Here is a 22794-nt window from a genome sequence, read left to right on the forward strand (position 1 = left end):
GATTGGTATATAATTAATAAACCGGATTAAAAAAGCATCGTTTAGAAAACAACGGCAGAAAATTATAGAGTTGCATTCAAATCAAAAATTAATATGATGAAAGAAGTATTTATTGTAGCGGCAAAGCGCACACCTATAGGAGGTTTACTTGGAAATTTAGCAACTTTTACAGCTCCTGAGTTAGGCGCTATAGCGATTCGAGGATGTTTAGACACCTTAGCGCTCGATCCTAGTGCCTTGTCTAGTGTCTATTTAGGCAACGGATTAAGTGCGGGTTTAGGACAAGCACCGGCACGGCAAGCAGCAATTTTGGCAGGCATACCTTATGACAAGGATGCAACCACGATTAATAAAGTATGTGCATCGGGCTTAAAAGCTACGGTATTGGGCGCGCAACAAATTCAGCTCGGCATGGATGAATTGGTTCTTACGGGAGGTATGGAGAGCATGAGCAATGTTCCTTATTATGCGGCTATTCGCAAGGGAAATAAATTGGGGCATTTACCTTTGACTGATGGCTTGATTAAAGACGGGTTATGGGATGTTTATAATGATTTTCATATGGGTAATGCCGCAGAATTGGGTGCGCGTCATTTTGGCTTATCGAGGCAGCAATTGGACAACTATGCTTTGGAGTCGTATCAAAAGGCACAAAAGGCCACTATAGCAAAACGCTTTGAAGAGGAGATTGTTCCGATAACAATTCTTAAGGGGAAAGCGGAATTGTTACTGACTACCGATGAGGATATTGATAAAATGATTCCTGAAAAAATGCCGTTGTTAAAGCCGGCATTCGAAATCGAGGGCTTGTTGACTGCTGCAAATTCCAGCAACATCAACGACGGTGCTGCGGCAATTGTTTTAGCATCTGCAGCCGCGGTTCAAAGACAGGGAGTTACTCCCTTAGCTAGAATTGTTGCATATGCCGACGGAGCACAACAGCCAGAATGGTTTACAACAGCACCTGCTATTTCCATAAAAAAAGCCTTACAACAAGCAAAACTGACTATAGACGACATTGATTTTTTTGAAATTAATGAAGCTTATGCATCGGTTATTCTATCCCTACAGCAATTGTTGTCATTGGATTTGAATCGCGTAAATGTAAATGGTGGAGCGGTAGCATTAGGGCATCCAATAGGAGCTTCTGGAGCTCGAATACTCGTCACTTTAATTCAGGTTTTAAAACAAAACAAAGCCCGTTATGGTTTGGCATCTATTTGTAATGGAGGAGGTGCCTCTACAACTGTTATTATTGAAAACTTATAAATAGTGCTGTGAAAGTTACCTACTAACAGCAAAAAAAATATAAAAAATGGAGCTATTTTAAAAAAAAGGATTGATTATTGTATGTAATATAAAATATAACTAAACAAACTATAACCATGAATTCAAAAGCCATTTTTAGAACTTTAGGTCTAATGACTATAGCATTAGTACTGTTTTCATGTAAGAAAACAGTAAAAGAGCAAGACAGCGACTTAATCGAAATAACGGATGCGGTAATAGTACCGCAAGAATTTTCGTATAAATACAGTAAAAACAAGGACGAAATTAGTTTGTTTTTTACGCGTTCCGGAGATAGCTTGATAGGGAAATTAGAGTATCATTTAAATGAAAAAGATCAAAATATTGGTACCATTAAAGGAATTATTAAAAATGATGTTCTAATTGCTGATTACGACTTTATGTCTGAGGGTATTAAATCGACCAGACAAGTTGTATTTAAAATGGAAGACGATTCGCTTTTAGAAGGATATGGTGATGTAATTGAGAAAGATGGAAAAGTAGTTTTTGCAGACCCGAATCAGTTAAAATATAATGAGGATTTTAAATTAAATTTAGTCAAATAAAACGATCTTCGTAAAAAAACAGGAAGGTCTAATTTTCTGATTTTATCAGATGTCCCAGTGTATAAAATAACTTTTTAAAATTTAATTGATGCAAAATTATTTTCGTTCTGTCGTATTGTTTTCTGTTGTGCTATCGGCAACGGCATGGCAATCTTGTAGTACAGCTAAACCGCTTAGTGAAACGGAAGTTTCTACTAAGACTACAAATCCTAAAAAAGTGAAGCTAAACAAACCCATAACCACTATAGATTTACGGATTTTAAATTCCGATGAAGTAACCGTTTTGCCCAACGATTTTTCTACGATAATCGATTTATTGGAAAAGGCAAACTACGATAAAAAATGGAATAAGACCGGTATGATGGTTAAAATGAAAACACCAGACTACAGTTTGAATCTCATATCGGACAAGTCCGTTTCTACGACGGTATTTATTTGGACAGAAGGAAATAGAGTAAAAATGGATGATGCTTGGTATTTACTAAATGCTAACAATACAGCCCAACTCAGTGCCTTTTTAGAAAAATATAAAAACGCATTTAATAATTAAATTGAGCGTTTTAAACACGATCAACTCCCGCCGCTGTGAAATATTTCATGGCGGCATTTTTGTTTGAATTTTTTAAAATCTGAAAATTCCAAACAGGCATTAAAAAGGTGGAACTGTTGCACAAAAGGCTATTTATTAAAATATTTATGTGGTGTTTGCCGCTGATATTTTTTAAAAAACTCTATAAATGCGCTGTCGCTGGAAAATTCCAGATCATAAGCTGTTTCCCGAACATTTTTACCTTCAGCTAGCCATTCAATCGCTTTTTGAAGCCGCCATTGCTGTCGCCATTCTTGATACGACATACCGGTTTCTTTTAAAAAGATTCGGGTGATCGTTTTTTCACTAGCACCTACGTCTTTCGCAAATTCTTTGAGAAAGGACGGTAGTGTTTTTCCCTGATTCCAATGTTCAACATGCTGTTTAATTCTAGTATCTTTGGGTATAAAGAGCGTTAGGTTTTGTTTTGGAGCACTGTGGAATTCTTCCCAAAAAAGATTTAAGGTATTTTGCTGTAAATCAATGGGCATATCCCAAGGCCAAAAAGACATGCGTTCGATCAACTCCTTCAGTAGTCCATTTACATTTAAGATAGTGAATTCGAAGGAATTATCGGGCAGTAGAGAGGGGGCAAAATAGATCGACCGATAGGCTACGACATTTCGCATACTGACTCTATGTGCGAAATGTGGCGGAATCCAAGCTGCCATGGTCGGAGGTAGTATGCTCTGTTGGTCATCACTTTCAATAGTCATGCATCCGATAGGAGCAAACAAAAGTTGCGCTCTTTGGTGTTGATGCAACCCAGAATCATGACTTGTGAAATCGGACGCAATGCCAATTACTGCTGCGTCAATCTGATCAGGGTTAAAAATACGCTCTTGAGATAGAAATGCCATGTGTCTGTATTTCGATGTTTTATGTCTTAACATCATTACTAAGGACGTAAATGTAAGTTTTACTTTTGTCAAAAAAAATTAAAACAGAAATAAATCGTCATGAAAACCCAACCCAAGTTGCTGTTACTAATTGTTCTAATCATGTTTCCTCAGTTTGTCGAAACCATATATAGCCCAGCTTTGACAAGTATTGCTACGGAATTTACAGTATCCGATGAAGAAGCGTCGCAAACCATCTCAGTTTATTTTTTCGCTTTTGCAATCGGCGTGATTTTTTGGGGCATTGCAGCGGATCGAATGGGGAGAAGAAAGGCCATGATATACGGTTTAATAACCTATGGTATCGGATCTAGCCTTGCTTTAGGAGCTTTGCATTTTAGCGTAATCATACTGGCCCGAATGATAGCCGCTTTTGGAATAGCGGTGGGCTCTGTGGTTACTCAAACTGTATTTAGAGATTTGTATGATAAAAAGGAACTTGGAAAAAAGTTCTCAGTTATAGGTATAGCATTGTCTATAAGTCCGGTAATTGGATTACTAATAGGTGGTTTAATGGTGAAGAAATATGGCGTATTAGGTGTTTTTTCAACCCTGGTTTTTTTGTCGATAGTTTTGCTACTTGCTACCGTTAAATTTCTACCAGAAACAAAAAAGGACTTAGGAACTGCACCCGCTATAAAAGAGGTAATTGTTGTATTGCTCGGCGATAAATTAATTTGGTTAAGTGCGATTTTGGTGGCAGCTTTTAATATTATGCTATTTAGTTACTACTCGTTAGCACCGTTTATTTTTGACAAACTTGGTTATAGCTCCACAGAATTTGGATATAGTGGTGTCTTATTAGCAACGAGCTCATTGATGGGTGGGCTGATCAATAAAAAAATGGTTGACCAGAATATATCGTCAACTGTATTGATTGTTTTTGCTGCTGCAATTGCGGGTGTCGGAGGAATCGGGACATTGTTATTGCAGGAAAGCCTGTTTTTTTTGATTCCCATGATCTTTGTGGTTGTTGGATTTAGCATAGCTATTCCTAATATTTTAAGTCAAGCTTTGGTTAAGTATACGGCGGTTGCGGGCACGGCGGGAGCTTTATTTGGTCTGATGTACTATACCATGATAGCAGTGGGGCTCGTCGTGTCGGGATTGACTCAGAATCTCGGTCTTATACTTACCTTTTTGTCTGCTTTTTCTTTGATTGTAGCCCTAACATATAAAAAAGTACACCGATAGCCATATTGATATTCACTAAGTAAATAAGGGGTTTAAACACTATTCTAATTCGTGCTATTTTGATGATGTAACTCTTAGAGGTTCTTCAAATAGTTTCTGCATGACCCCTTGTTATTACAACGAATTTTGGCACTTTGATTTAGGTTTACCACAGCGTTTAAGCGCTGTTTTTTTTTTGGATTATTCATAAAAAAACTGAAGGGCTTCCTCGACTTATTTACTAAGTTTGTAGTGTGGATAGATCAGCTAAAAAAACGACGGAGTTACTGTACTAATCATAACGTAGTCTTTATCTATTAAGTCTTCCGATTTTGTAAAAAGAAGGTTTGTTAGTGGCTTGTTGGATAGCGATCTTGTTCTTGATAAAAAAGGGGCATTGGTAATAGGTATTAAGGGAAGAAAATAGAAGCGTACAGTAAATATGAATACGATGAAACCTAATGAAGATCGAGCTCGCGCTGCTGTAGTGATGGTTTGGGCTGTTATTGTCCTAGAACTGATTGGTATAATTTCGAATTATATGCAATACGACCTGTTGCAGTGTTTTTCCAATGGAGTAGAATACACCACAGAACAGTTGGAAAACAATGATCTGCGGGTAAAGTTCGTGACCATTATTTATGGTGTTTTTTTTGCTATGTCGGGTATCACTTTTATTATGTGGTTTCGTCGGGCTTATTACAACCTACATCAATGTCATAAGGACGTAAGGTTTTTGGAGGGCTGGGCTGCTGGAGCTTGGTTTGTTCCCATTTTAAATTTGTTTCGTCCTTTCCAAATTATGAAAGAACTCTTTAATTTGAATGGCTATTTACTAGCAAAAAACGGAATAAAAAATATAAAGACTTTTCCCGCTCTATATTTAAGTGCTTGGTGGGCATTTTGGCTTATCAATAATGCGATGATTCAAATCTTGAACAAGGTATCTCCAGAAGCAGATGAAGTAGAGAGTTTGTCTAATGAAAGTCTTTTTTATATCGGTCAAAGTATAATTTCTATTATTGCAGGCTTACTGATTATAAAAATTATTAAGGCATATAATTCTAGAGAAAAACTCCTGTTTGAATTAAAACCGGTAGAAGTCGATCAATAAATATACAATTGCTTTAGCACAATAAAAATTCCCACTATGCAAACCAGCTCGGAAAAACCACCTTTAAACCTTGTTGATATTATTATAGAAATAGCGGGTCTATTGGTCATTATAATCATGTGGATTGGAATATTGATAAACTACAACAGTTTACCGGAGTTAATTCCGAACAAGTACAGTTGGTCAAAAGGCGCGATGGGAATGGAAAATCGCTTGTTTATTATTTTTATGGGGGCTTTGGCAACAATAGTATTTTGGGGACTTAGCGTTTTAACAACGAAACCCGAGCTTTTCCATGCTAATAAATCACTGTCGAAACCTAAATTGGCGGTACAATTAAAGATTGTAATGCGTATGTTTCGCTGTCTAAAATTGGCATTAAGTACCGTTATTACCATGGTCATCTTTCAAAGCATGTTTTTAGCTCAGGGAAAGCCGGAGTTTTTAGGCAGCTCGTTTAATTGGATAGCACAAGCCTTAATTGGTTTGCCCATATTGTTTTTTATAGGTCAATCATTTAAAAATATGTGGAAAACCGAATGAGGAAAACCACATTTTAACAATTGGTATTTAAACGTATGTTTGCATTTAATTTAAAAAATCAGCCATGCGGCAAATATTTATAACTACAGCAAAGATATGGCCTGTAAACAACAGCTTACTAATCCTTTTTTTCTATTGTTTTATTTGGAACACAACTTTTGCTCAAGCTGTCTATGTAACAGCTACCGATAAAAGGGATCCTGTGCAACACGACAATGCCGTACAGCATTCCTCTAAAACTACCGATAGTAAAAGAACTCAAAAAAAATCCTATAATGTCGGTGAAAGCAGCATATTGCAAACACCAGCTGTAGTAAAAACAAAAAGGGAAATAAAATTAGAAAGCGATAAGATATTTTGTACCGCTCGAACTTCAAATGGTACCAAATGCCTCAATACCATTCACGCTAGTCTAAAGTTCTGCGACGAGCATATAACCGTAGAATTGTATCGGAAATCTTAGACAAGAATAGCAGTACGAGTTCAGAAAAAGCAAATATTATTTAAAAAACCTGACTTTCTTAAGGCTATTTAGAGTATTTTTGAAGGATTATTTCGACCTATATTCTTATTTTTTATGAAGTTAATTTACACGGGTAAAACCAAAGATGTTTACAGTTTAGAGAACCATCAAGTATTATTAAAGTTTAAAGACGACGTGACCGGAGAAAACGGTGTGTTTGATCCAGGAGCCAATACCATTGGCTTGACCATTGATGGTGCTGGAAAATCGGGACTTAAAATGACCAAATTCTTTTTTGAGCGTTTGGCTGAAAAAGGTATAGCTACACATTATGTAAGTGCTGATCTGGATGAGGTAAGTATGGTGGTTAAAGAAGCAACTACTTTTGGAAAGGGATTGGAAGTTATCTGCAGATACCGTGCTGTTGGTAGTTTTTACAGACGTTACGGGGCATATTGTCAAGAAGGTGATGCTTTGGATGCTTTAGTTGAAATTACGATTAAAGACGATGAAAGAGGGGATCCAACGATTTCTGACGACACTTTGGAAATGCTCGGAATCCTATCCAAAGAAGCTTATCAAGAATTAAAAGTATTGACAAAGGAAATTTGCCATATCATCAAAGCGGAATTGGCTAAAAAAGAGTTGGAATTATACGATATTAAATTGGAATTCGGAAGGGATAAAGCTACAGGAGCCCTGTTGTTAATCGATGAGATTTCTGGAGGAAATATGAGAGTATATAAAAACGGTACCTATATAGCTCCATTGGATTTGGAAAAAGATTTTTTAGGAGCTTAGTCTTTTAAAAATATACGGTAAAAATACTATTTAAAAACCGCCAGTTTGTATCATACAACTTGGCGGTTTTTTTTGATTTAAGGGCCGTTTGGAAATTCTTAATTCCAACCGCCACCTAAAGCGCGATACAGTTGAACAACGGCCGATAATTTTTGACGCTGATCGTCAATGTTTTTTAATTCAGCGCGTAACAAATTTTGCTCGGCGGTTAAGACATCGGTAAAATTGGTGTTTTGATGATGTAAAAACAGTTCTTTGTTAAAGTCAACCGCTTTAGTAAGTGCTTCGAGTTGCTTTTTCCGTGTTAACTCTTTTCGTTGGGCTGTGTCGTATTCAAACAAGGCATTCGACACTTCTAAACTCGCCATTAGCAAGGTTTTTTCAAAGTGCAACAGCGCTTGTTGCTGTCTGGATAAAGCTGCGGTTAGACGGGCTTTATTGATACCTTTGTTAAATATAGATTGCGTTAAGCCACCGGCTATGGATCCGAAAAGACTTTGGCTAGAAAACCATTGACTCCAACCCAAATTGGAGAAACCTCCACCAGCTGTAATGGTCAAGGCGGGATAGAAATACGTTCGAGCTACATTGGTTTCCTCAAAAGCTGCTCTAAAGTTTAATTCGGCCATTTGTACATCCGGGCGATTTGCGAGTAATTGAGCGGGAATACCCGATTTTAAATCGGAAGTTACATCTTGCTGTGCCAAATCTTGTCTTGCAATGGATTCGGGGTTACGCCCGAGTAAAAAGCACAGTTGGTGCTCTGTTGCTTTAATTCTCTGTTCGATATCGGGTATCTCCAATTCGGCTTCGTAGTAGTTGGCCTGACTTTGAACTACCGACACCCCATTGAGCAAAGCATTTTCAAAAAGCATTTCAATTGCCGCCGCATCATCTGCACGGTTTTTTGCGGTTTTTTGGGTTGTGAGCAACTCTTGGTCCAAAGCCAGTAATTGAAAATATCCGGAGGCTATATCTGCAATTAATTGTGTTTGTACTGCTTTTTTAGCAGCATCTGTAGCCAATAGTTGTGCTAAGGCCGCGCGTTTAGAACTGCCTAGTTTTCCCCAAATATCGATTTCCCAATTGCTTTGGAGTCCCAAATCGTATTGAGTGTTGTTGCGCGAATTTCCAAAACTTTGCGAATGGGGTAATTGAAACTCCTTAACGCTTATTCCACTGCTTAAAGAGGGCAAGTAAGCCGACTTTTGCAAGCGCAAATGCGCTTTGGATTCCGTAAGCCGTTCAACGGCTATTTTTAAATCAATATTAGCGGCTAATCCCTCGTGAATGAGAGATTGTAATAAGGTATCCGTAAAGATGGTTGTCCAAGGTAAAGAAGCTATAGTAATCGTGTCTAAGCTTGTTTCTGGGCCTCTAAATGAAAGGTCTAAATGATTTTCTGGCGTGGAATAGGGATGCGTTATTTGGCAAGAACTCCAGGTAGTTATAGCAAGAACAAACAACGAGCCCCATAGAAGTATTTTAATTTTTCTCATGTTTTTAATTTTTATACTGTGCGATACAGCGGTGTTTTTATATACTGCCCAACTCGAAGTTCGGCAGTTGTTTTTTTATGCGTTTTCATCTAGAGTTCTAGGAGCTCGAGTCGGTGTTTTTATTCCAGAAATACTTTCGTGTAAGGCTTGAAACACTATAAATAAAACGGGAATCACAAACACGCCAAACAGCGTTCCTATCAACATACCTCCAACCGCTGCAGTACCTATGGATCGATTGCTTAAAGCACCAGCTCCTGTGGCTAACATCAACGGTATTAGACCAAAAACAAAGGCAAATGAAGTCATTAAAATAGGACGTAAACGCGATTTTGCGCCATTGATGGCCGACTGTACGAGTGTTCTACCTTGTAAGCGATGCAGTAACGCAAACTCAACGATCAAAATGGCATTTTTTGCCAATAACCCAATGAGCATGATAAGGCTTATCTGTAAAAAAATATTATTGTCAAGTCCAAATAATTTAGCAAAAATAAAGGCTCCTGCTAAACCGATAGGCAAGGACAACAATACTGAAAAAGGGAGGATATAACTCTTGTATTGAGCACTGAGCAGAAAATAAATAAAAATTAAACAAAGGGAAAAGATCAGTACAGTTTGACTACCACTGGATAGCTCTTCTCGAGTTAATCCAGAATACTCATAAGTATAGCCTCGATTCAGCGTTTGCGCTGCTACTTCTTCTATGGCTTTAATCGCGTCACCAGAACTATAACCTTCGTTGGGTATGCCGGTAATGGTACTCGATGTAAACAAATTAAAACGCTTGATAAATTCTGGTCCATAAGTCTTCTTTAATGTTACAAATTCGGAAATAGGAGCCATTTCACCGTTTGAGGTTCGCACATAAATTTTATTGATATCGTTTTCTTTAGCTCTATAGTCGGCATGAGATTGTATCATTACTCTATATTGCTTTCCAAATCGATTGATATCCGAAGCGTAAATTCCTCCAAAATAGCCTTGTAAAGTAGTCAATACACTATTAACACTTACACCAGCAGCTTTGCATTGTGCGACATTAATATTAATTTCCAATTCGGGAAATCCATTCTGGAATGAACTTGCAGCATAATTAATTTCGGGACGCTGGTTTAAAGCGGTTATAAAAGCCTCAATGTTATCGTTGAATTTCGAATAATTACCCCCCGTTTTATCTAATAATTGAACTTCAAAGCCGTTGCTATCTCCGAAACCTTGTAAAGTAGGTGCAGCGAAAAAGATAATTTGAGCGCCTTTGATATGAGCGGTTTTTTGAAATAATTGCTGTACTATAGCCGCAGCGCTTTGATCTTTTGCGCTCCGTTCTTTCCACGGTTTTAAACGAATAAAAAGTGCTCCATACGAGCCTCCTGAACCGTGAAGTAAATCCATACCGGATAAAGTAGAAGCGAGTTCTACCTCGGGAATACTTCGAGCAATACTATCAATTTCGTGAGCAATTTGCTCCGTGCGTTCCAAGGTTGATGCAGGAGGTAAAACCACATTACCAAAAATTGCACCGCCATCTTCATTAGGCACAAATCCCGTTGGTGTAGTTTTTACTAAGGCATAAAACAATAAAGAAAATCCAGCAATAGCAGCAAAAGAGATCCATTTCCTCCGTATTAAAAAACGTACTACGCCTACATATCTTTGGGTTATCACTTCGAAGGCTACATTAAATCCACTAAAAAATTTAGGTAAAAAACCCTGTGGTTTTTCCGAATTTTTTAAGTGTGGCTTTAACAACAAGGCACAAAGGGCGGGACTTAGCGTTAACGCATTTATAGCAGAAATAATGATGGCAACTGCCAAGGTTAAACCAAATTGTTTGTAAAATACACCTGCCGATCCCGTAATAAAAGTAACGGGAATAAATACTGCCGACATGATTAAAGTAATGGATACGATGGCTCCGCTTATTTCACTCATCGCGTGTATAGTCGCCTTTTTAGCTGATTTGGCTCCTTGATCGAGTTTGGCATGTACTGCTTCGACCACCACAATGGCATCGTCGACCACTATACCTATAGCCAGAACTAAGGCAAAGAGAGTAAGCAGGTTAATGGTAAATCCAAAGAGTTTTAAAAAGAAAAAGGTTCCAATAATGGCTACGGGTACGGCAATTGCTGGAATTAAAGTGGAACGCAGATCTTGCAAAAAGATAAATACCACTATAAAAACCAGTATAAAGGCTTCAAGTATAGTATAAATTACTTTCTCAATAGAGGCATCTAAAAAATCATTGGCATTTAGAAAAGTATGGTATGCTACACCGGGTGGGAAATCCACAGAAGCTTCTTTTAAAATGTTTTCGCAAGCAATGATTAACTCTCGAGCATTGGATCCCGAAATTTGACTGATGGCACCACCTGAAGATTGATGACCTTGCGTAATTAAAGTTGAGGTATAGTCTAAGGCACCAAATTCGATTTCGGCTACCTCCTTTAGCAATAAATAATCGCCGGGTACGCCGCTTTTTAAAATGATGTTTTCAAATTGTACTGGATTTTCTAATCGACCGGTAAATTTTAAAGCATATTGTAAAGAATGCCGACTATTTTCTCCAATTTTTCCTGGTGCCGCTTCGATATTTTGTTCTTCTAAAGCCGCAATGATGTCTTCGGGAATCAACCTGTGAGTTGCCATCACTTCGGGTTTTAACCAAATGCGCATGGAATATTCCTGATTGCCATAGATTTCTGTACCTCCAACACCTTCAACGCGTTTCATTTGTGGCATGATGTTTATTCTCAAATAGTTGTCTAGGAATTTTTGATCATATTTTCCATCGGTACTATACAAAAGAAAACTAAAAGCGGTACTGCTCAATTGTTTACTGGTGGTAATTCCGGCTTTAATAACTTCGGCAGGAAGTAAACTGGTGGCTTTGCTCACTCGGTTTTGTACATTGACCGCTGCCATATCTGAGTCTGTTCCTTGTTTAAAAAAAACGGTTATAGTGGCACTACCATCATTGGTAGCGGTAGAAGTCATATAGGTCATGTTTTCAACGCCATTGATTTGCTCTTCTAAGGGTACAACAACACTTTTCATAACCACATCGGAATTGGCACCTTGATAGGAAGCAGTGACCACTACGGTGGGTGGGGCAATTTCTGGATATTGGGAAATGGGTAGGGAGAACAGTCCCAATATTCCAAGCAATACTATAATTATCGATATAACGGTTGATAATACGGGGTTTTCTATAAATTTTCTTAACATAATCGTCTGTAATTATTTATGGGAAATAGGGGATGGTTGGATTTTTATACCATTTCTCAAGCTTTCGATACCGTCAATCACGATGGCATCACCAGCTTTAAGCCCCTTTCGTACAACGAATTCGAGCTCTAATGCAGTAGGTAATAAGTCGATTTCGGTAGCGTGAACGGTATTTTGAGAATCGACCATATAGGCGAAAAACTTACCCTGAATTTCAAAAACCGCTTTCTTAGGTATGCGAATAGCTTGATTGATAATCGTTGGAATGTGCAAGGTTGCACTCGCGCCACTCCACAAAATACCATCCGGATTTGGAAATAAAGCTTTGAAATTCGCCGAACCGGTTTGCTCATTTAATATTCCACTAAGATTTTGTATTTTACCGAGTAGGGGATAGTTTTCTCCGTTGGCTTGTGTTAAACTTAGTTGGGGCATGTTTTTTATTTTTTCGTCCCGGCTATTACCTGGATATTGATCGATAAAAAGATTGAGTTGTTTCTGACTTAGCGAAAAATGGGCAAACATCTCCTGTGTATTAGCAATGGTAGTAAGCGCTTGCTCGGAAGTACTGTTTACTAAACTGCCCTTTTTAAACGGTAAACGTCCAACTATACCTGTAATCGGACTGGTAATCTGTGTAAAAGCCAACTGAGATTGTGCGTCAGTAAGGGCTGCCTGAGCTTGTTGAAGCTCTGCGCGCTTCACGCGTTCCAGGTTTTTGGCTGTGGTTAATTCAAACGTATTGACTATTTTTTTATCGACTAGAGCCGCTGTGCGATTCACTTGAATACTCGCGGTTTCCAATGCTGCTTCAACTGCCTTCACTGCTGCTTTACGTTGGTTAACTTCTTGTATAAACCGATCAGCATCAATCTTAAATAGTTTTTGACCAGTTTTAACCATACTGCCTTCTTCTATGTAAACCGCTTCGATATAGCCGTCTATTTTAGAGCGAATTTCAACGGTTTCTATACCTTCTAAAGTAGTGGGATATTCCAATTGTAAAACCGTTTTTTGACTACTCAAAACGAGGATAGGGTATTCGACTATAGCAACGGTAGCGGTTTCTTTTTTGGTGTCGCAAGCAGTGGTGATTACCGCTAAGGCAATTAATAAATAAAGCGTGTTTTTTCTCATGATGATAACTATATAAGGTTGTGATTTGGTGGATTGAGTTTGTTTTAGCGGACAGCTTATAACATCAAAATTTCATTGACTAAAAGACATAAGGAGTCCGTTCCCCGCTCAAACCTTGTTCTGGGTTGGGGCTATGAATTAAAATAATTTGAGAATGAAAAGCGTTTTTTATCCGCCCTTGTAGTGGACTACTTCGTCAGCACATTCCAGAAGGGAACAGTACGATGGTAAGGCAAAGAGGCGTTAAAACAAGTTTGCCTTAAACGGTATATTTTGGTTTTTTTGGTAAACATAAAATATAATTATTACGATGCTCAATGAAACGAATATCAATTGGGATAACAGCAAACGCAGCATTGGAAATCACCATTTTGATAAGTGGTACAAAAGTAGTACTTTTACATAATAAAACAATCAAATACTTGTTTTATTATTTTATGACAACAAACCGAATTTTAATGTTACTTAAAATGCGAGGACCGTTAACGGCTCTCGACATTGCTAATGAATTAAAAATCACCAAAGAAGGGGTTCGTTTACAGCTGGTAAAGTTTATGGACGAGGGACTGATTGAAGTGGATAAGGAATCGAAAGGAGTGGGGCGTCCTCAAAAGTTTTTTCGAATTTCGGATTACGGCAATAGCAAATTTCCAGATACGCATGCGGAATTAACCGTTAAGTTGATTTCGATTATCAAAGAATCCATGGGAGAAGAGGCGATGCAAGCGGTGATTAATATTAATGAAGCCACAGCTAAGAAAAAATACCACGAAGAGATGGATTCCTTAACAGATTTGGAAGCAAAATTAGCTTGTTTGGTAGCGATTAGAACTAGAGAGGGATATATGGCAGTATACACCAAGGACGAAAAGGGGTATTTATTGATTGAAAATCATTGTCCCATCTGCGCTGCTGCTACGATATGTCAGGGGTTTTGTGCGTCGGAATTACAAATTTTTAAATCGGTTTTAGGCAGTGAGGTAGCTATATCTCGTGTTGATCATATCATATCAGGCGCTCGACGTTGTGCTTATCGAATTGCTGTATTATAAAAGACAAACTGCTTGTTATTTAATGAAATTGATGACGTTTTGAAGTTTTAGGTTAAAAATAGGTACCGAAAATAGAATTTTATTAAAATTAATGTAGCCGTTACAAAAAAGACGGTATCTTTAAAAAATAAAAAGATGATTTATACTTATAAAACCACCCAACAATTGGCATGTTCGCTTGCGGAGGCTTGGACCTTTTTCTCATCTGCCAATAATCTTTCAGATATTACGCCTCCCGATATGAATTTTACGGTATTATCTCAGTTTGAAGATGATAAAATTTATGAGGGGATGAAAATTGATTATACCGTATCGCCCTTATTTCATATTCCTTTAAAGTGGCAAACCGAGATTATACAGGTTGATTTTGAAAAGAGTTTTACCGATTTTCAAAATAAAGGCCCTTACAAACTGTGGTCACATCATCATATTTTTGAACCTAACGCTGCAGGTGTTTTAATGACCGATCAAATCGACTATGAACTTCCGTTTGGTGTTTTAGGGACTTTCGCACATCGGGTGTTAGTAAAAAAGAAAATTGAAAATATTTTTGATTATAGAAGGATAAAATTAAATCAATTGTTTGCAGCGACTCGTTAATAGCATCTTATTTTGGATTTCCAGCCCAATAAAAATAAAAAAAAAGGACTGACCAACTAAGGACAGTCCTGCACTACACTTTTAAATTAGGTCATTATTTTGCATTTTTTACCGCTTCGAGTTCAGCCTTGGCTTCTTCGAGTTTTCTTTTGCGTTTCGCTATTTTTTCAGCATGCTGATTTTCTCGGATTGCTTCGTTGAGTTCAAATGTTCGTTCGCTTACTTTTTTCTCCTTCTCTAAAATCTTTTGATCAACATCTTGAGCATAAGCCACAGATCCCGCACCACACTTAGTTTGAACTCTTTGTATAGCCTTTTCTAAACCGCGTATTTTATCCGTTCTACCATATTGCTTAGCATATTCTAATTGGGTTTGTAATTCGCATAATTTGCGTTCGCAACCCCGAAGTTCACGACAGTTTCCTTGTTGAGCAAAGGCAGCTGTACTAACGGCAAAAAATAATAGTAATAAAGTTCTCATCTGTAAAATCATAATATTTTTTTTAGTTAAATAATGGTTTTAAATAAAAATATGTTTGTTAATTATGATGTTTGTTTTAATAATTAACGCTATTTTAATTTATGATGATTTGTTAATTGCACAAAGTATGCCAGCATTGTTTGCAATCCAAATCTAGTATTATTGGCTAGTTTTAAATAGGCAATTTAACTGTGGTCGATTGGGGCTTATTGACTCCTTTGTTTTGATAAAAATCAATATTTGGTAAGTCAATAGTCTTTAAGCGATTGGTTTCGGAAAAAAACGGAAGTAGCTATTGCAATGTCTTTTTCACTAAAAAAAGTATTTAAACGAAAAAAGAAGCTGTCAAAATACTTGAGACAGCTTCTTCTATTTTAGAGTGGATTCTTTTATTTTAAAATCAATACAAGTTAGGCTATTTTTTTTGTGGTAAGCCTCTCGTTAACCAACCTCTTCTATTGGCGGTTGCGATAGCATATGGTGTAATCCAAAACAGCGTAAAGGTGTAGAATATGCTATAGGGATATACCCAAAACGATTCGATGATTGTATAGCGTTTCGAGTAGAAAAACACTTGAATGCTCGAGAATATAAAAATACTTAATAAAGCAGAACTCAAAAACAAGATCGGATGTGTAAAAACAAAAAACAGCATCAAAAGAATCATCGGGTAAGCCATAATCACTTTAATCCATTGGTTGATAAGTAAAATTCTCGAACCTGTTTTTGGACCTTTTCTAAAGTTTTTAAAAGCAAACTTACTCATCATAATATTTTCACGAACATTGCTTCGTTCCCAACGAATAAACATTTTGTATAGACTGGTATAATTTTCGGGTATATTGGTCAATACATAAGCATCGCGTTGAAATAATACGTGAAAACCTTGTTTTAAAATCATATTAGTCATGGCGCGATCTTCTCCAATGTCGGTTGGTTGTCCCATAAAAGTTTGGTTCATCCAATCTTCCAAACAGTTCATTACCGCTTCTTTACGATAGGCAGCTAAGGCTCCAGGAGTACACAAAACGGTACCCAAAACACTTTGTGCCGAACGGATAAACTCGAAGCTAAATACAAAACTCACATTTAACATTCTTGGAATTAAAGCTTTTTTATTGTTTAAAACACGAACGTTTCCACCAACGGCACCACATTTTTCATTAGTAACAAAAGGACTAACCAAATTTCTTAAGGTATCTTCCTTTACAATGGAGTCACTGTCAACCGTTATAAAAACGTCGCCTTGGCCCAGTTTAAACCCACGGTATAAAGCATGTCTTTTCCCCAAATTTTTTGGTTGTTGGTAAATCGCTACACGATCGCCCAACTCTCTTTTGGCTCTTTGCATCCACTCCCAAGTATCGTCTTTACTTCCATCATCAATGGAAATCAGTTGTATTTTGTCTTGTGGATAATTACTAGCCGCTAAGCTTCTAAGGGTTTCCAAAACCAATTTCCCCTCGTTATATGCCGGTACGATAATCGTACAGGTAGGTAAGAGGTCGTCCGAAACAGACGGAACCGCTTTATAACGAAGATATAGATAAAAGATATATAGTAAAAAAGCAATCTGTGAAGCGAGTAAGGTAGCGGTTAAAGTCATCAAAACGGGTCCCCACGCTGTTCGCATGCGTTCTAAATGGATTTGCTGAAAACTGGGTTGCAATTCAAATACTAAAAAGGTAGCACCAAATAAAAGTATAAAAGTACCAATTAGTATGAGATAATCTCGGCTCTTTAACTTTGGAGCGACTACCTTTTTTAAGATCTTAGTTTGATTTCGAGTTACTGGTGGCAACTCGGAAAAGATGACAGCTGTATCTGTCCCGGAGTTATTTGGATTGTTTTTATTCATTGTTTTAAGGCCTAGAGTTTGTACTTTGTTTCCAATACCTTGGTGTGATAAAAACGAATCTATTGCCTTATTCAACAGTTAATTATTTGATATGATTAAATCAATGTCTAAAATTAAGGTAGTTAAAATAGAAAACTTTTTGTCACGGTATTACAATATGAGATTCAATTACTGTGCCGTGCCATTTTGTGATCTCAAAAGGGGGTTTGAAGAGGTGCAGAACTACATAATGTAGAATTGAACTACATATTGCGGTTGGGGAATTAGTTAATTATAAGCAAAATGGGCAATATTCAATCCAAGTTAATAGTGAAGCTCGAAACCCAAGCTTGTACACAAATTGTAGTTTTCATCAAATAAAAACTCAACTAATTCGGATAAATCATCTATATCCTGATACAGTCCAAAGAATCTAGAATCCAATACAGCACTCGAAATAGGAGCTTTCTTTGTATAGCCAGATAGGGCTTTTGCTCCCGTTACACTTAAAAAATACTGGGCTGTTTCGGTGTCTATATCCAAAGTTTTAGTATTGGCAAAATGGATGATTTTATCGGTCAATTTGCCTTCGAAAAGCTCGGCGATTTCTTCAAGTGAATAGTTATAGCGGTCTATTTCAATGTTGTTCCTACTACCTTCAAATACAAAATACAGAATTTCATAATCTTTAAAATTGCGATCTTCGTACAGTAAAATATTTAAACTCTCCTCAAATCCCTCAATGCTATCACAAGATTTATAAACATTGGTAATACCGTAGCGCAAGGCCAGGTGCTCCAAAAATGGAAATACAGCACTGTCTCTTTCGTTTTCAACATCAGACACAGCTTCGAGACAGAATAAATGGGAATTATCGTTGGGTAAATACATGTTTACTTTTATCGTTCTACACACAAAAGTACTGTAAAATTATGGAATTGCGCTGCATGGTTGATCGTTGAAAAGAGGCAATCGCTCGAGGTTCTGGAAGAAGTAACTCCTAAATTATAACCGTATTCAGATAGGGTATGGGAGTAAAAACACGGATATTAATCGCTTTTTTTGAATTCTATTCGACTGCAATATTTATAATAAAGTAGTCGTATTCCTGATTTGTAAGGAGCAATAAGCTTTTCTAGTTAGCGATAAGCAATATAAAACGTCAATTCGCTAAAAAAAGAATAAGAGATATGCGGTTTGTAAGTTGTAGTGTGCTGATAATCTTAGGTATATACTGAGTTATATTGATTAAATTTGTAATCAAATAGATGGGTTTTTATAAAGTATTTTAAAATAAATATTAAAACAATCAGGATGAAAAAATTTAATATAATGTTTGTACTGCTACTTGTAGTTATAGCGAGCAGTTGCAAGGATAAGCCAAAAAACAACCTTAGCCACGTTAGCTCTACAGAACAAACAAATCGAGAGATGCATAGCGGGGAGCAATGGAAAAATGGAGATGTCATCTTTCAAACTTCGCGCTCTTCACAGAGTAAAGCCATACAAATAGCTACCAATTCGAAGTATTCTCATTGCGGTATTATCTTTTTAGATGGTGAGGATTATTTTGTTTTTGAAGCTGGTGATCAGGTGCAGCGCACCCCATTGAAGGAGTGGATTGCTAGGGGAGAAGAGCAGCATTTTGTAGTCAAGCGCCTTAAAAATGCAGATGAAGTTTTGACATCTGCCGTTTTAAAAAAGATAAAAAACATTGGGGAAGCTTGGCAGGGAAAGGACTACGATTGGGCTTTTGAATGGTCGGATGATAAAATTTATTGTTCGGAATTGGTTTGGAAAATGTATCAAAAAACCACTCAGGTCGAATTGGGACAACTTAAAACATTAAGGGATTTTGACTTGACTCATCCCGAAGTTCAAAAAAAACTAAAAGAGCGCTACGGAAACGACATCCCTTTTGAGGAACCGGTAATAGCACCACAAGATGTATTTGAAAGCGAAAACTTACAAACCGTTTGGTCTAGTTAATTAATCATATTTCAAGGTATATCTTGTATTAGTAATCTATGTAGTCAAGCGATGGCGAGCTTTTTTATAGCAATCTCGTTTTTAAGGATTGTTGTACGCCGTCTGTAGGGTATAAACGGACACTTAGTGTGCGTATTCGAACAACAGCAATTGAATTCAAAACATAAGAGTTTAAAAAAGAGCTGATTAGTCATTTATATTTTATTGGCATGAAATTCCTTTACAGTGATAGGTAGCAATACCTATTAAACTTATAAAGGAAAATATGAGTAAAGAGTTTTATTATTTTTTAGTTTTACTAGTAGCGGTCGTTTTACCGATTCAGGCTCAGCAATTTACCATTTCGGGCAGTTTAATTGATCAGAATAAGCAAGCGATTGAGTGGGCAGAGCTCTATTTGAAAACGGCTGATTCTACGGTGGTCAAACAGACTAATACGCAGCTCAATGGGCAATTTGTATTTGAGGATGTACGGTCGGAAAGCTATATTTTGGAGGTCTTATATTTCGGTAAAATAGCTTATCAAAAACAATTGAAAATCGATACTGATTTTGACTTGGGGCTTATTGAGATCATAGGCGATACCCAATTGGGAGAGATTGTATTGGAAGCGCAGAAAAAGCGAATCGAGCGCAAGGTTGATCGTATGGTATTTCATGTCGAAAATGCCATAATGGCAACGGGTGGAGATGCCTTAGATGCGCTAAGAGCCACGCCGGGCATCCGAGTTCAAAATGAAAAAATTACTATGGTTGGTAAAAGCGGTATGGCAGTGCTGATCGACGATCGTTTGATTCAACTTTCTGGTGATGATTTAGTCAATTTTCTAAAAACCATTCCTTCGGATCAAATCAAAAGTATTGAGCTGATCACTACACCTCCTGCAAAATATGATGCAGAGGGCAATAGCGGATTGATCAACATAAAACTAAAAACAGCAAAAAAGGACAGTTGGAATGCATTGATAGGAACGGCATACCTACAGCGTTTTTATCCGAGTACTTCGTTACAGGGTAGTTTTAATTACAACAAGAACAACTTTACAATTCAGGCGGCGATCAATGGAGGTAGTGCTACCAGAAGAAATGTCGATCAGGGCAAAACCTACTTTGAAGAAGAACTTTGGTCAACCAATAATCCCAGAAAAATAGAACAAGATTATATTAGTGCCAGATTGGGAATAGACTATCAGTTATCGCCTAAGTGGAATACCGGCTTGCTTTATTTGGGGAATTTTTACAAAATGAATATTGACGAGGATTCGCAAACAACGCGTTCGGACTATGAGTTTGATAAGGTCAATTCCTATATCAAATCGCTATCGGAGTCTCGGACTACTCCCGATCTAAATTCCTTTAATTGGCATAATACCTACAAAATAGATACGATTGGTAGGGAGATAACTATGGATTTGGATTATTTTACATATCAAAGTCGTGATCAAAGAGACTATATGGGAAACCAATGGAGGGCTGACCAAATAATCATTCCCAACACCTATTTTGCGGGATTAAATACCAATCTCAAAAAACTTAATAACATCTCGGCTAAGACAGACATCGCGTTGCCGACCCACTGGGTCAATTGGACTTTCGGTGGGAAGTTTTCGAAAACCACCACTCAAAATGAATTGGCATTTTACGACAAACAAAGCGGTATGCCCATTTTAGATTTATCGCAAACCAACACTTTTGATTATACCGAAATCAATGAAGCCATTTATCTCGGAATAAACAAAGAAATCAATCCCAAATGGGAGGCGCAATTGGGATTGCGACTGGAAGCGACCCAGACCAAAGGTGTTTCTTTCAATTACAATCAAACCACTAAAAAGGATTATATAAAATGGTTCCCCACTTTTTATCTCGTTTATAATTCCAATGAAGACAACAGCTGGGCATTAGATTACAGCAAAAGAGTACGCAGACCAAATTATGAACAACTGAATCCATTTAGAATCAATGAAAATCCCTTTGTTTATATTGAGGGAAATCCGATACTGCAACCGGCTTTAAGAGACAATTTAAGCTTTTCATATACCTATAAAGACAAATGGATTAATTCCCTATACCTATCCAAGCAAACCGATGGTTTTGAGCAGGTGTCCATCATTGATTTAAATACGAATATCACACAGATTATTCCATTAAACTACCTTAAGGAATATGCCGTTGGATTGACGGAGACCTTTACATTCAATACTTGGTCGTGGTGGAATAGTATGAATACCGTGGATGTATCGTATGTCTATGCCAAATCATCGATTCCGCAGACAGCCGAAACGAATGAAGGAACAAAAACCGCCTTCAGTTCCAATAATGACTTGATACTTAACCAAAATAAAACGTTATTGATGTCTGTAAACTATTGGATTGATTTCCCGGGTGTCAGTTCTTTTTATACCGAATCGGGAAGTTCGAGTTTAGATTTGGCGTTTAAGATGATTTTTTTAGACAAAAAATTAACTCTAAATCTCAGTGCAAATGATGTATTGGGCAGTCAACGTGGTTTGTCAACAAGTAAGACAAACGGGGTGAAAATCAGTTACCGAAATTATTATGATTCTCAGAGCATTCGGCTAGCTGTAAATTATACATTTGGCAATAGTAAATTAAAGGTGGCCAAACGAAATTTCGGAAATCAAGAAGAGAATAATAGAGTTAATTAATTTCCCCTCCCCAGCGCTTTTAAGAGCGCTGAAAAGAGGAGTGTAAAGCATGGAGATTAGTGCTTAGATTTACCAATCAATAAGACGGAAAGGGATTAAACTCCAGAAGCGTAAACCTGCTTGAGATAAGCCTTATACAAGCCAGTAGGTATAGTACGGAGTACTTTTTTTCGCTCCATATAATTATAGGAAAAGAGGATGTTGTCCAGTGAAAAAACAAACACATTTTCAATCGCATTTTTGACTGTTGCATCGCCTTGGCTATAACAGCGTCCTACTAATTTCAAACAGGTATCTACCATTTCACCGCGCCTTTGTTCCACCATCTTCTGCGTATATTTGGTGATCACACGAATCAAGGCATAAGAGTTTTTAAAGCGAATGGCTCTTGATATTTCTTTTTTTAATTCCGGAATATTGCTGGTGATTTCATCACCGACTTCGAGTTGATTCATTTAAACATTTATTGGTTCATAGGACAACAGACCAATTTCGTTCCATATTAAAACGAAGGTGCTTAAGTAGTTGTTTATTAGGTATATGTGGTTTTTTATTTTTTTTGTTAACCGATAAAAAAGCTATCAAAACGCTAGACTTATTATCGAAATGCTAGGCCAATGGTCAAAATTAATGGAGTCAAACAAGAGCTTTTTTTCAACTTCTCAAAATATACCATATTTATGGTATATTTTCAAAAAAGCGAAACCCTACATTTGTACAGTTCTTAAAGGCGAAATAAAAGCCGGAGCCAATAATTTAAAGTACAGAAATTATGAGTACAATTGATTTGAGTGTAGCAGTCCTTTCTTCAAAGTTTGATGGAAAAACACCATCTGTAAAATCAATGCGTCAAAATCTTATGATG

20 protein-coding genes are annotated in these 22794 nt (G+C 37.2%); 12 read left to right on the top strand and 8 right to left on the bottom strand.

Going from position 1 to position 22794, the window contains the following annotated elements; genetic code table 11:
• Positions 1 to 96 precede the first annotated feature (96 nt).
• From KO524_RS10790 to KO524_RS10800, 3 genes are all read left to right on the top strand, one after another.
• The gene (locus tag KO524_RS10790; RefSeq protein ID WP_219293958.1) at positions 97 to 1269 is read left to right on the top strand and encodes an acetyl-CoA C-acyltransferase; all 1173 of its coding nucleotides are present in this window, start codon (positions 97 to 99) and stop codon (positions 1267 to 1269) included.
• Between the two features lie 116 nt (positions 1270 to 1385).
• On the top strand, positions 1386 to 1853 hold the full coding sequence (locus KO524_RS10795; RefSeq protein WP_219293904.1) for a hypothetical protein: 468 nt from the start codon (positions 1386 to 1388) through the stop codon (positions 1851 to 1853).
• Between the two features lie 88 nt (positions 1854 to 1941).
• Positions 1942 to 2403 (top strand): hypothetical protein, encoded by a 462-nt coding sequence (locus KO524_RS10800; protein ID WP_219293906.1) that lies wholly within the window; start codon positions 1942 to 1944, stop codon positions 2401 to 2403.
• 128 nt (positions 2404 to 2531) lie between these two features.
• Here the strand turns inward: KO524_RS10800 and KO524_RS10805 are convergent, their stop codons facing one another.
• Positions 2532 to 3302: a helix-turn-helix domain-containing protein gene (locus tag KO524_RS10805; RefSeq protein ID WP_219293908.1), complete on the bottom strand. Its 771-nt coding sequence runs from the start codon at positions 3300 to 3302 to the stop codon at positions 2532 to 2534.
• Between the two features lie 99 nt (positions 3303 to 3401).
• Between KO524_RS10805 and KO524_RS10810 the strand changes: the two genes are divergently transcribed.
• From KO524_RS10810 to KO524_RS10830, 5 genes are all read left to right on the top strand, one after another.
• Entirely contained in the window at positions 3402 to 4535 is a 1134-nt protein-coding gene (locus KO524_RS10810; protein ID WP_219293910.1) for an MFS transporter, read from the top strand.
• Between the two features lie 421 nt (positions 4536 to 4956).
• The gene (locus tag KO524_RS10815; RefSeq protein WP_219293912.1) at positions 4957 to 5628 is read left to right on the top strand and encodes a DUF4328 domain-containing protein; all 672 of its coding nucleotides are present in this window, start codon (positions 4957 to 4959) and stop codon (positions 5626 to 5628) included.
• A 36-nt stretch (positions 5629 to 5664) separates the two neighbouring features.
• Positions 5665 to 6171, top strand: a complete 507-nt coding sequence (locus KO524_RS10820) for a hypothetical protein (protein WP_219293914.1) — start codon at positions 5665 to 5667, stop codon at positions 6169 to 6171.
• Positions 6172 to 6235: 64 nt separating this feature from the next.
• Positions 6236 to 6634, top strand: coding sequence for a hypothetical protein (locus KO524_RS10825; RefSeq protein WP_219293916.1), 399 nt, complete (start codon positions 6236 to 6238; stop codon positions 6632 to 6634).
• A gap of 114 nt (positions 6635 to 6748) precedes the next feature.
• Positions 6749 to 7435: a phosphoribosylaminoimidazolesuccinocarboxamide synthase gene (locus tag KO524_RS10830; RefSeq protein WP_219293918.1), complete on the top strand. Its 687-nt coding sequence runs from the start codon at positions 6749 to 6751 to the stop codon at positions 7433 to 7435.
• Between the two features lie 98 nt (positions 7436 to 7533).
• On the opposite strand, the gene KO524_RS10835 is transcribed toward KO524_RS10830, so the two are convergent.
• The 3 genes from KO524_RS10835 to KO524_RS10845 form a co-directional block, all read right to left on the bottom strand.
• Positions 7534 to 8934: a TolC family protein gene (locus KO524_RS10835; protein WP_219293920.1), complete on the bottom strand. Its 1401-nt coding sequence runs from the start codon at positions 8932 to 8934 to the stop codon at positions 7534 to 7536.
• 75 nt (positions 8935 to 9009) lie between these two features.
• A complete protein-coding gene (locus KO524_RS10840; protein WP_219293922.1) occupies positions 9010 to 12165 on the bottom strand; it encodes an efflux RND transporter permease subunit in 3156 nt (1051 codons plus the stop codon).
• A 12-nt stretch (positions 12166 to 12177) separates the two neighbouring features.
• Entirely contained in the window at positions 12178 to 13302 is a 1125-nt protein-coding gene (locus KO524_RS10845) for an efflux RND transporter periplasmic adaptor subunit (RefSeq protein ID WP_219293924.1), read from the bottom strand.
• Between the two features lie 317 nt (positions 13303 to 13619).
• Between KO524_RS10845 and KO524_RS10850 the strand changes: the two genes are divergently transcribed.
• Together KO524_RS10850 and KO524_RS10855 are read left to right on the top strand one after the other, a co-directional pair.
• The gene (locus KO524_RS10850; protein ID WP_255555239.1) at positions 13620 to 14354 is read left to right on the top strand and encodes a metalloregulator ArsR/SmtB family transcription factor; all 735 of its coding nucleotides are present in this window, start codon (positions 13620 to 13622) and stop codon (positions 14352 to 14354) included.
• 135 nt (positions 14355 to 14489) lie between these two features.
• Entirely contained in the window at positions 14490 to 14954 is a 465-nt protein-coding gene (locus KO524_RS10855; RefSeq protein WP_219293926.1) for an SRPBCC family protein, read from the top strand.
• A gap of 94 nt (positions 14955 to 15048) precedes the next feature.
• Here KO524_RS10855 and KO524_RS10860 read toward each other — a convergent pair whose 3' ends face one another.
• From KO524_RS10860 to KO524_RS10870, 3 genes are all read right to left on the bottom strand, one after another.
• Positions 15049 to 15447, bottom strand: a complete 399-nt coding sequence (locus KO524_RS10860) for a DUF1090 domain-containing protein (protein ID WP_219293928.1) — start codon at positions 15445 to 15447, stop codon at positions 15049 to 15051.
• Between the two features lie 403 nt (positions 15448 to 15850).
• Positions 15851 to 17293 (bottom strand): glycosyltransferase, encoded by a 1443-nt coding sequence (locus KO524_RS10865; RefSeq protein WP_219293961.1) that lies wholly within the window; start codon positions 17291 to 17293, stop codon positions 15851 to 15853.
• 303 nt (positions 17294 to 17596) lie between these two features.
• Positions 17597 to 18163 (bottom strand): DUF6642 family protein, encoded by a 567-nt coding sequence (locus KO524_RS10870; RefSeq protein WP_219293930.1) that lies wholly within the window; start codon positions 18161 to 18163, stop codon positions 17597 to 17599.
• Between the two features lie 423 nt (positions 18164 to 18586).
• On the opposite strand from KO524_RS10870, the gene KO524_RS10875 reads away from it, so the two are divergent.
• Positions 18587 to 19261, top strand: a complete 675-nt coding sequence (locus KO524_RS10875) for a YiiX family permuted papain-like enzyme (protein ID WP_219293932.1) — start codon at positions 18587 to 18589, stop codon at positions 19259 to 19261.
• 265 nt (positions 19262 to 19526) lie between these two features.
• Positions 19527 to 21929 carry a TonB-dependent receptor gene (locus KO524_RS10880; protein ID WP_219293934.1) on the top strand — a complete coding sequence of 801 codons (2403 nt, stop codon included), beginning with the start codon at positions 19527 to 19529 and terminating at the stop codon, positions 21927 to 21929.
• Positions 21930 to 22024: 95 nt separating this feature from the next.
• Here the strand turns inward: KO524_RS10880 and KO524_RS10885 are convergent, their stop codons facing one another.
• Positions 22025 to 22384: a hypothetical protein gene (locus KO524_RS10885; RefSeq protein ID WP_219293936.1), complete on the bottom strand. Its 360-nt coding sequence runs from the start codon at positions 22382 to 22384 to the stop codon at positions 22025 to 22027.
• Between the last annotated feature and the right edge of the window lie 410 nt (positions 22385 to 22794).

This window comes from Flavobacterium sp. NKUCC04_CG (assembly GCF_019345525.1).
In the GTDB taxonomy this organism is placed as follows: domain Bacteria; phylum Bacteroidota; class Bacteroidia; order Flavobacteriales; family Flavobacteriaceae; genus Flavobacterium.

Bases quoted from the DNA above. Each gene is read 5' to 3' on its own strand.
- KO524_RS10790 (WP_219293958.1), top strand. From the start codon at position 97: ATGAAAGAAGTATTTATTGTAGCGGCAAAGCGCACACCTATAGGAGGT.
- KO524_RS10795 (WP_219293904.1), top strand. From the start codon at position 1,386: ATGAATTCAAAAGCCATTTTTAGAACTTTAGGTCTAATGACTATAGCA.
- KO524_RS10800 (WP_219293906.1), top strand. From the start codon at position 1,942: ATGCAAAATTATTTTCGTTCTGTCGTATTGTTTTCTGTTGTGCTATCG.
- KO524_RS10805 (WP_219293908.1), bottom strand. From the start codon at position 3,302: ATGGCATTTCTATCTCAAGAGCGTATTTTTAACCCTGATCAGATTGAC.
- KO524_RS10810 (WP_219293910.1), top strand. From the start codon at position 3,402: ATGAAAACCCAACCCAAGTTGCTGTTACTAATTGTTCTAATCATGTTT.
- KO524_RS10815 (WP_219293912.1), top strand. From the start codon at position 4,957: ATGAATACGATGAAACCTAATGAAGATCGAGCTCGCGCTGCTGTAGTG.
- KO524_RS10820 (WP_219293914.1), top strand. From the start codon at position 5,665: ATGCAAACCAGCTCGGAAAAACCACCTTTAAACCTTGTTGATATTATT.
- KO524_RS10825 (WP_219293916.1), top strand. From the start codon at position 6,236: ATGCGGCAAATATTTATAACTACAGCAAAGATATGGCCTGTAAACAAC.
- KO524_RS10830 (WP_219293918.1), top strand. From the start codon at position 6,749: ATGAAGTTAATTTACACGGGTAAAACCAAAGATGTTTACAGTTTAGAG.
- KO524_RS10835 (WP_219293920.1), bottom strand. From the start codon at position 8,934: ATGAGAAAAATTAAAATACTTCTATGGGGCTCGTTGTTTGTTCTTGCT.
- KO524_RS10840 (WP_219293922.1), bottom strand. From the start codon at position 12,165: ATGTTAAGAAAATTTATAGAAAACCCCGTATTATCAACCGTTATATCG.
- KO524_RS10845 (WP_219293924.1), bottom strand. From the start codon at position 13,302: ATGAGAAAAAACACGCTTTATTTATTAATTGCCTTAGCGGTAATCACC.
- KO524_RS10850 (WP_255555239.1), top strand. From the start codon at position 13,620: ATGAAACGAATATCAATTGGGATAACAGCAAACGCAGCATTGGAAATC.
- KO524_RS10855 (WP_219293926.1), top strand. From the start codon at position 14,490: ATGATTTATACTTATAAAACCACCCAACAATTGGCATGTTCGCTTGCG.
- KO524_RS10860 (WP_219293928.1), bottom strand. From the start codon at position 15,447: ATGATTTTACAGATGAGAACTTTATTACTATTATTTTTTGCCGTTAGT.
- KO524_RS10865 (WP_219293961.1), bottom strand. From the start codon at position 17,293: ATGAATAAAAACAATCCAAATAACTCCGGGACAGATACAGCTGTCATC.
- KO524_RS10870 (WP_219293930.1), bottom strand. From the start codon at position 18,163: ATGTATTTACCCAACGATAATTCCCATTTATTCTGTCTCGAAGCTGTG.
- KO524_RS10875 (WP_219293932.1), top strand. From the start codon at position 18,587: ATGAAAAAATTTAATATAATGTTTGTACTGCTACTTGTAGTTATAGCG.
- KO524_RS10880 (WP_219293934.1), top strand. From the start codon at position 19,527: ATGAGTAAAGAGTTTTATTATTTTTTAGTTTTACTAGTAGCGGTCGTT.
- KO524_RS10885 (WP_219293936.1), bottom strand. From the start codon at position 22,384: ATGAATCAACTCGAAGTCGGTGATGAAATCACCAGCAATATTCCGGAA.